6 protein-coding genes are annotated in these 8,977 nt (G+C 48.7%); 3 read left to right on the top strand and 3 right to left on the bottom strand.

Annotated features, from left to right (window positions below; translation table 11 throughout):
• Both RNAN_RS17620 and RNAN_RS18990 read right to left on the bottom strand, forming a co-directional pair.
• Window positions 1-2,997: hypothetical protein (locus tag RNAN_RS17620; protein ID WP_202802326.1), on the bottom strand; the 2,997-nt coding region annotated here is incomplete at its 3' end.
• Between the two features lies 1 nt (window position 2,998).
• Entirely contained in the window at window positions 2,999-5,065 is a 2,067-nt protein-coding gene (locus tag RNAN_RS18990) for a chitobiase/beta-hexosaminidase C-terminal domain-containing protein (protein WP_008224308.1), read from the bottom strand.
• Window positions 5,066-5,411: 346 nt separating this feature from the next.
• Between RNAN_RS18990 and RNAN_RS19565 the strand changes: the two genes are divergently transcribed.
• Complete coding sequence (locus RNAN_RS19565) at window positions 5,412-5,609, top strand: hypothetical protein (RefSeq protein ID WP_040552550.1); 198 nt, start codon at window positions 5,412-5,414, stop codon at window positions 5,607-5,609.
• Window positions 5,610-5,613: 4 nt separating this feature from the next.
• Here the strand turns inward: RNAN_RS19565 and RNAN_RS17605 are convergent, their stop codons facing one another.
• On the bottom strand, window positions 5,614-7,686 hold the full coding sequence (locus RNAN_RS17605) for a M13 family metallopeptidase (RefSeq protein WP_008224307.1): 2,073 nt from the start codon (window positions 7,684-7,686) through the stop codon (window positions 5,614-5,616).
• A 231-nt stretch (window positions 7,687-7,917) separates the two neighbouring features.
• Between RNAN_RS17605 and RNAN_RS17600 the strand changes: the two genes are divergently transcribed.
• Complete coding sequence (locus RNAN_RS17600) at window positions 7,918-8,331, top strand: DUF350 domain-containing protein (RefSeq protein ID WP_008224304.1); 414 nt, start codon at window positions 7,918-7,920, stop codon at window positions 8,329-8,331.
• 10 nt (window positions 8,332-8,341) lie between these two features.
• On the top strand, window positions 8,342-8,971 hold the full coding sequence (locus RNAN_RS17595) for a DUF1190 domain-containing protein (protein WP_008224303.1): 630 nt from the start codon (window positions 8,342-8,344) through the stop codon (window positions 8,969-8,971).
• Window positions 8,972-8,977: the final 6 nt, after the last annotated feature.

Genomic DNA, 8,977 nt, shown 5'->3' with positions numbered 1-8,977 from the left:
GTATGCGGTGTGCCCTACATCTGGCCGTACCAAGCGGCACAACTGCTGGTGTGCATTGTAAATGCGGCTTTCTGTTATGCCGCCCTGCATAACCGCTGTGACATTATCAAACAGGTTATAGGTAATATCTGTCGTCACGCCTTCCGGGCTTTCAATTTTTGTTACCAACTCGTGTGCGGGATGGCCCAGAGCTTTATACGACGTATAAGTCACATTGCCCCTGGCATCAGTTGTCTTAAGCTGATTACCTGACAGGTAGGCGTAGTCGGTGCCCACGTTGGTTACATTGTTATATTGGCGGGTTTGACGTTGTAAACCATCATACTCAAACACGGTGCCATTTTGCTCAGTGTTGCTGGCGCTTGGGAAAGACACAAACTCAGGTTTGTTATAGGCATTAAACCGTTGCGCCGTATACCGTCTGGTGGACGCAATATCGCTATTGTCCCACTCTGTTGTAAGAATGGGCCGCAACAGCGCATCAAAGCGGGTTGTTTTTCGGTAATTACCTTTACTGAGGCTTTGCGTAAAGAAGCCCGACGTAAGGGCATAACTAATATAGCTTGGTGACCAACGCGTATCTGCCGGCTTAACTGCTTTTAACCGCCGCATAGTGTCGTACTCATAATTGGTACGAACACCATTAAAGTTTGTTACCTGTGCAACGGTGCCATCATCATTCACCGTTTGCGTGGCGCTGATATAACAACTAGCAGGGTTAGTACAGGTTGTCGCATAACGCTGCGGCAATTTAATCAGCTGCGGTTTGCCCCGCTTGTAATTTTCATACTGCGCCCAAAGGTTAGGCGAGTTCATGGTTAACAGTTTAAGGTTACCATCATTGTGATAACTGCTATTGGTGCTGCGTAATATGCCAAACCGGTATTGCTCTTTTGGCAACGATTTGTAGCTCGTTGTAGATGGGTAATAGGTTGTCTCGCTTACCGTTGTCCAGGTTAACGCGTTCTCAGAAACTTCCGTCTTGGTCGGCAAATTTAGTAACCAATTTGTCAGGTCGTGCTGAAAGCTTAAGCGGGTATGCTTAGATTTGGAGTCGACCGAACTGAACTCCACCAGCCGGGTATACTGACCGTAGCTGTTATAATCATTAAACAATGTCGTAAAACTGTCAGCAGAAGCGTTATTAACGTAGCTTGTAGTTAACTCATAAGACTTATTAACAAAATGCTTGTGCGGGGCTTCGTTTTCATACACCGGGCCGCGACAAATACCTGCTGGCGATGTCGCTTCAGCACAATAATACAGCCTAGCTTCAGCATTAACCGCCATTGGCGTATATTGATAGCGTTTGCTCTGCAATAAGGTAGAGGCGTCTGTGTCAAAGTAAAACTCTGCAACCTTCTGGTTTTCAGTTACCGTGAAACTGCGATCAAACACATGAATAGCTTTACTGCCATCGGGCGCGACTACCGTTGTACTTTTTAAATCATCCAGGCTGTAACCTGCAACGCTGGCAGGTAAGCCAGACAACGGCTGACCGCCAGGGCCGCTGTCGTATGGGTGAGTGCTTTTGTATATACCCGGGTTTTGCGAGTAGTGATAGGTCCATTTCAACGCTGACATGCCAGGCCCGGCTAAATGCTTTTCTACTACAGCAAAATTCACCAGACAGCGATCATAGTTATTATATCTATTCTGACCTGTAAAACTTACCGGTACCTGGCTACGGCCAAACCATCTGGGAGCCAGGGTAAATTTGGCTTGCGCACCATTTGGGTGAGTAATAGTTGCAGTATGTGCGTTAGTAATAGTCGTGGTCTGGTTTACACTCCCTGCATTAAGACATTGTTTTTCGCCAACAATTCTGTCTTCTGCACCGTAAATCATCCACTTCGCTTGCAATTCAGCGAAATCGTCCAGTTGCAAATCAAATTGCCACTGCCGGCCATCCGGCAATACTACTTTACTAAGCTGGTCATGCGGAATATTTAGGGCATTATATGTCACGCGATACTGATACGACCAAGTCTGATTGTTAGCAGTAATGGTGTCAATAATCCGCCTGTTTGTCCCTTGTTTATATTGAAAATCTATACGTCTGCTGTCACTGGAAAGTATATAGGCCAACTCTCCTGGTGCGTTGTAGTGATACTGCACCCAGTTACCAAAACGGTCTTCTACCTTTGACACTTGCAATAGCGCGTTGTAGCGGGGCGTCTCGATGTTTACGTTCATCTCGCGCCAATTGATCTCAACCGGTGTTGTGTTTACCAGTAATAGTTTGTCAAAAGTAAAACTTACACCATCTGAACGGATAGCTTTATAGCCTTCAATGCCTCCAGAGTTAATACAGTGTAATTTCCAATTTTTGGCAAACTTCTCAGTAGAATTTGGCAACTGTAAAATGCGTTCGCCGCCCTGACCTGGAATATTAATAAAGTCACCACTCCAGTATTGTGATGGCACAACCCTAAATTGATCGTCAGCTGTTCTTGATACACCGGGGTTTAAATCACCAGAGCACGCTTTTCCCCGCCCCCAAGCCCCGGTATAACTGCCATCCGGCAGTTGTAACATCGAGGTGGAGATAGCCGGAAGGTCTAATTGCCAGTCTGCAAAACTTAACGCGTTGCGCGAAGCATACTGTCGGCCTTTAAACGTGCGGGTAACGGCGACCTCAAGTGGAAAATTGCCGGGTATCGTAATATCAGTCTGAGTCAGACTTAGCCCGCCTGAGCTCAGATCTACAGCGTCTCCTATTAAATCGGTGGTTTCAGGCGATATCTCAAATGACTGTTCCAATCGCTCCAAAGCCAATTCAGCCATGAGTTGATTACGGTTTTCATCTGATGCTGTTCCGCTGGTGGCAGAAGCCGTCGAGAAACTCTGCATGCTGAAAGCTGACACTGTTGGTTCAGTATAGGTTTCTTTTGCAGCGTCAATTCGCGCCTGCATTTCGTCTTTAGCAATAGCCTCCGATTGATAAGATGCGGTTAAAACTGCCAATATGACCAAAGCGAGTGTTCTAATTTGCATCTTAGTTATCCTTACTTTCACCAAATGGTTTGTAATCTGTTTTCTTTGTTACATTGCCGGCTTCGTCCGACTCAGCAATAACGCTACCTAAAACATCCGAGTGGATGTACTTCACTTTTGAAAATGGCGTAATGGTTATTTGAGAGCTGACTTCATTACTATCTGCCAGACCAGACTTGAATGCTTTAGCGCGTATGGTTGCGCTGGATGTTAAAGGGAATGGTCCGCTGTAGATCGTTGATGATGCTGTGACTGCAGTATTGTTTAAGGTGTAGCGCACAGTTGCACCAGACATATTCGAGGTAATCGTTACCATTGTTGAATTATCATACACTCCACTTTGCGGAACCAGCGTTGGTACTGGCACTTTTATAGTAAAGCTGGCACTGGCTTCATCACTGTCTGCCATACCGGATTTATACGCCCGTACCCGTAAGGTGGTATTGCCACTAATCGTCAATGGTCCACTGTAAACGGCAGAGCTTGACGTAACCGCAGTATTATTCACTGTGTAACGCAATGTCGCGCCACTGGTTGGGCTGGTCAAGCTTACTGTAGTTGAACCGGTGAACGTGCCTCCTGTAGGACTGATGGTCGGAGTCAGCGCTTTGATACTAAAACTGGCACTAGCTTCATCACTGTCTGCCATGCCGGATTTATACGCCCGCACCCGTAAGGTGCTAGTGCTACTGATCGTCAATGGACCACTGTAAACCGCCGAGCTACTTGTCACAGCAGTGTTATTAAGGGTATAGCGTAACGTTGCGCCGCTGGTTGGGCTGCTTAGACTTACCGTAGTTGAGCCAGTAAAACTGCCACCGGCAGGGCTAATGGTTGGCCTAATGGCTTTAATAGTGAAAGTAGCACTGGCTTCATCACTGGCCGCCAATCCGGCTTTATATGCTCTTACCCTAACTGTGCTGTTGCTGCTGATGTTTAATGGCGAACTGTACACTGCTGAGCTGGCGGTAACCGCCGTATTGTTCAGTGTGTAGCGTAACGTAGCGCCACTGGTCGGGCTGCCCAGACTAACGGTAGTAGCGCCGTTAAAACTGCCGCCACCAGGGCTAATCGTAGGAGTGGAGGGCTTAATATTATAAACTGCCGTCACCTGATCACTGTCGAGCATGCCTGCTTTATAAGCTTTTGCCATCAAAGTTGTATTTGATGTTATTGCAATTGGTGAAGTGTAAATTGCCGAGTTAACTGTGACAGAAGCACCATTTGTTGTATAGCGGATAGTCGCGCCTGCAGTTGACGAGAGCGCTATCGAAGCATTATTAACATAGGTGCCGGCGCCGACAGATAATGAAGGCGTGGCAGCTTTTGTGACGAGAATAATGTTTGAACCGGCAGAATACCCTGAACAACCTGCAGCGTTACAGGCTTTAATTCTAAATTGATACCTTGCATTGGCAGTCGCAGGAACATATAGATACCGTACTGAACCCAAGTTAGTTTCGTTGGTCCAAGTGCCACCATTGATACTTTGTTGTATCCAATATTGCGTTACGCCGCTAATTGGCGACCAACTGGCTTTAACCTTATCAACTTCAAAAGCTGCGGCTGGCGGCGGCGGAGTAGAAGGTTTCGCCGGTAAGGTTACAGTATTACTTAATGTTGTATAAGGTGAGCAACCGTAGTCGTTACAAGCACTAACCTGAAAGGCGTATATGTATCCTTCAGCACCAGTGAACGATCTGGATGTGCCTGCTATATAAATTTCACCGGCAAGAGAAGAGTTCGTCTTTTGTTTCAAAAGATAGTGAACAGCATTAGCACTAGCAGACCAGGAAAACGTTACCTGCATACCAGAAAGTACCGTTTGGGGGTTTGTCGGCACACCAGGTGGAACACAAACAGTTTGAATTAAACTGGCTTGGTCTTTACTTGATGTAAGCAAAGTATCAGTGGTCAACTGTTCAGCTTCAACGGGCCCACTAAGAGGTTCTAATGGCCTGCCGGGACCACACTGCGAAGTAATTGCAGGTTCACTTACTGCCTGCAAATGACTGGCAAATACCAACATTGCCAGAGAAAATATAATTGTTAACCTTTTAGCGTCCATTATGCTTACCAAGCAAAAAAAGACACAACTATAGTTAACAATAAAATAAAAACAAGATCTTTATAGAAACTATAAATCAGTTTTTAAGCTATAGATGTATAGACAATAACCTGGTAGCACAGCATCTGTACAACCAGCAACACTTTGCCGGCATATTTTTTATAAAAAATTAAATTGATTCATCTGCTGCTTGCTATATCTGCAGTGCTTTTTAGCAAGTAAAGATTAGAATCACTATGTTGAAGGTAATCCTCGCTGCACTTATCGCCGCTTATAGTGAAACTCATTCTTCCTTTGCTTATGGCATCTTGGGCAGCAGTTACGCTGAGAAAATACAGGGAAAGGTTTGATCTATGGTACCGGCCCTGCATTTAACCTGACAGAGCGTGTAAGTTTAGTCGCCGAGTATAATGTACTGCTTAAATTGGAAGACGATAATGGAAACCTGTATGGATCTGACGTATGGCTGATGACTGCGGGTATTAAATATCGCTTTCAGAAAGATAGGGGGCAGAGAGCCCTGCCCCCATTTTACTCTGATTGATAAGCTACCAGATTTTCACCCGTACTTTTTCGTCACGGTACATGCCATCGCCCGCTTTTACGTCAAACGCCTGATAAAACTCCGGCATATTCGACAGGGTACCCAGCACGCGGTACATACCCGGTGAATGTGGCCCGGTGATCACTTGCTGGCGCAGCGCTTCGTCGCGGAATTTAATGCGCCATACCTGGCCCCAACCCATAAAGAAGCGTTGCTCAGCAGTAAAACCATCAATCAGCGCGCCGTTTTGGCCTTGTAATGAGTTTTGGTAGGCCTTAAACGACACCGTTAAACCGCCTAAGTCAGCGATATTTTCGCCCAACCCCAGCGCACCCTGCAGGTGTAAATCGTCAATCGGGTTAAAGGCACTGTATTGGTCAACCATCAGCTGCGCCCGCTGTTGGAACTGCGCCGCGTCCTGCTCGGTCCACCAGTCACGCAGGTTGCCGTCACCGTCTGAGCGGCGGCCCTGATCGTCAAAGCCGTGGGTAAATTCATGGCCGATAACGCCACCAATAGCGCCGTAGTTTACCGCATCGTCAGCCTCTACGTTGAAAAACGGCGGTTGCAGTATCGCGGCAGGGAACACAATTTCGTTCATGGTAGAGCTGTAATAGGCATTAACCGTTTGTGGCGTCATACCCCACTCGGTGCGATCGACCGGCTTACCTAAACGGCCAATGGTGCGCTGGTATTCACACTCGGCGCTGCGGCGCAGGTTACCGATTAAATCGGCCGCGTGAATCTCCACACAGCTGTAGTCACGCCATTTATCCGGGTAGCCAATTTTGGTGTTAAATTTGGCCAGCTTAATTTGCGCCTGCTTTTTCGTTACCGGGCTCATCCATTCCAGCTCATCGATGGACTGGCGAAACGCGACGCGCAGGTTTTCAATCATCTGATCCATCCGCGCCTTAGCTTCAGGTTTAAAGTACTGCTCAACATACTTTTTCCCGACCATAAAGCCGAGGTTATTATCCACCAGGCTAACCGCGCGCTTCTCACGGCTGCGCTGCTCTTGCAGGCCATTTAGCGTTTTGCCATAAAAGTCAAAGCTGGCATCGACAAAGGCTTTGTTCAGGTTGTTAGCATTGCTGCGCAATAAATGAAACTTAAGATACTGCTGCCACTGCTTAACCGGCGTTTGTGCCTGCAACTTAGCAAAAGCGGTAAAGTAGGTCGGTTGACGTACCACTAATTGCTGAATTTCACCCAGGTCTGCTGCGGCTAAAAACGCCTGCCAGTCAAAGCCCGGCGCCAGTTTATTTAGCTCCGCTAATGTCAGCTTGTTGTAGGTAGCGTTACGGTCGCGGTTTTGTACCCGGCTCCACTGCGCGGCGGCCAGTTGCTTTTCCAGTGCCACAATATCGGCGGCGACCTGCCCGGCGTTGTCAAAGCCGGCCAGCGTCCACAGTTTTGCAATAAAAGCCTGGTATTGCTGCAGTAACTCGACAGAGCGGGCGTCGTCTTTTAAATAATAATCACGATCTGGTAAACCCAAACCACTTTGTGAAGCGCCGGTAATATATTGATCAGATTGCTTCTGATCCTGGCCGACATACACTGCCACCGGCGTACCGACACGGTAACGCTGCCAGTTACCCCACAGCGCGGTTAAATCAGCATGGCTTTTCAGGTTGTCAATTGCGGCCAGCTCGCCGCGCAGTGGGTTTAAACCCAGCACTTCGGCCAGTTGCTCATCCAGAAACGAGTTATACAAATCAGCAATTTTCTGGCCATCACTGCCTTTGGCATGTTGCTCTGCCGCCAGCTGCTGCACTATCGCCAGCACTTGCTTTTCGGCGTTTTCGCGCAGCTCATCAAAGCTGCCCCAGCGCGCTTTATCCGCCGGGATCTCAGTATTGTCCAGCCAGCTGCCGTTAACGTAGCGGAAGAAATCCTGTTGCGGCGCCACTGTGGTGTCCATATTGGCCAGCGTAATACCCGAGCTTAAGCCGGCTGGCGATACCGCGGCGCTTTGCAGTGGGGTTTCACTGGCATTACTGGTGCTGTTTGAACAGCCCGCCACACCCAGTGCCAGCGCAATACTCAGCGCCACTGTGGTCATTTTTTTCATTATCAGTTCCTGAATTAACCTTTACCTGCGCTATTGCAGGGGTGTTGTTGTGGTGATGTATTTAAGTCGTTACTGCGCCAGTGTAGGTAACAGATCACGGCTGTCCAGCGCTTAACCGGTAAGCTGTGCGCTATCTGCGATAAATAACCTGCGCTGTGCAGCCGATTTTGGTTGAATTACCCGGCTAATTTGCGCAGGATCAGCGCAGACCATCTTACTCAAGGAATTGTTATGTTAGATACTGCGCTAAGCTCGTTAACAGGCTTACCGGCTTTTGCCGCTTACTTCGCACTGGCGGTCGTGTTGCTGCTGGTGTTCGTCCGGCTGTATACCTGGGTTACGCCACACGACGAGTTTGGCCTTATTCGCGCTAATAACCCGGCGGCGGCCATCGCCTTTGCCGGTGCTATTATTGGCTTTGCCTGGCCGCTTTCAAGCGCTATTACCCATTCCATGTCATTGCTTGATTGCGCCATCTGGGGCGGCATAGCGTTAATAGTGCAGGTGTTGACGTTTTTCATCAGTAATGCTGCCCTTAAGCAATTGCCACAACGTATTAACCAGGGCGAGCTGGCGGCCGGTATTTTTTCTGCCGGTTGTTCAGTCACCGTGGGCATACTAAACGCTGCCTGTATGAGCTACTAAGGGGTAAAGCATGAACCAGCAATTTAAACGCAGTAAAACCGCGCGTCTGATTATGATGGTGCCGGCAGCCGGCCTGGTGCTGGCCGGTTGTGGCGAAAAACCGGTTGAAGTACAGGTGTTTAACACACCGGACGAATGTGCGGCTTACTACAACCCACCGGCGGAATGTAAAGCTGCCTTTGCCGAAGCTAAAGCCTTGCATCCGCAAGTTGCGCCGCGTTATGCCAATAAGCAGGAATGTGAAACCGATTTTGGTATCGGCCAGTGTGAGAGCGCTCCGGTTGTAGCGGCAAATAACACTGAATCAACCCCACAACAAAGCCAGCAAAGCAGCGGCTTTTTTATGCCGATGATGATGGGCTTTATGGCCGGGCAAATGTTAAACCGCGGCGGCATGGCCAGTGCGCCGCAGCAGCAAACTGCCAGTGCCACGCGCAGCCCGGTGCCAAACCAGCCGCTATATAAATCACGCGATGATCGCAGCACTTTTCGTACCGCAACCAACACCGCTGTCGCATCACAACCCGGCACCACCAGCATCCGCCCGTCGGCTGTGCAACCTAAAGCTGGCAGCCTGGCACGCCGCGGCGGCTTTGGCGCGCAGGCAGCACGGCGCAGCAGCAGTAGCTTTGGTGGTTAACTTAGC

The organism is Rheinheimera nanhaiensis E407-8, from assembly GCF_000296695.1.
GTDB lineage: Bacteria > Pseudomonadota > Gammaproteobacteria > Enterobacterales > Alteromonadaceae > Alishewanella > Alishewanella nanhaiensis.
The sequence above is the reverse complement of the archived record's forward strand: the minus strand, read 5'-3'. Positions and strand labels throughout refer to the sequence as shown.

Bases quoted from the DNA above. Each gene is read 5' to 3' on its own strand.
- RNAN_RS17600 (WP_008224304.1), top strand. From the start codon at position 7,918: ATGTTAGATACTGCGCTAAGCTCGTTAACAGGCTTACCGGCTTTTGCC.
- RNAN_RS17595 (WP_008224303.1), top strand. From the start codon at position 8,342: ATGAACCAGCAATTTAAACGCAGTAAAACCGCGCGTCTGATTATGATG.
- RNAN_RS18990 (WP_008224308.1), bottom strand. From the start codon at position 5,065: ATGGACGCTAAAAGGTTAACAATTATATTTTCTCTGGCAATGTTGGTA.
- RNAN_RS17605 (WP_008224307.1), bottom strand. From the start codon at position 7,686: ATGAAAAAAATGACCACAGTGGCGCTGAGTATTGCGCTGGCACTGGGT.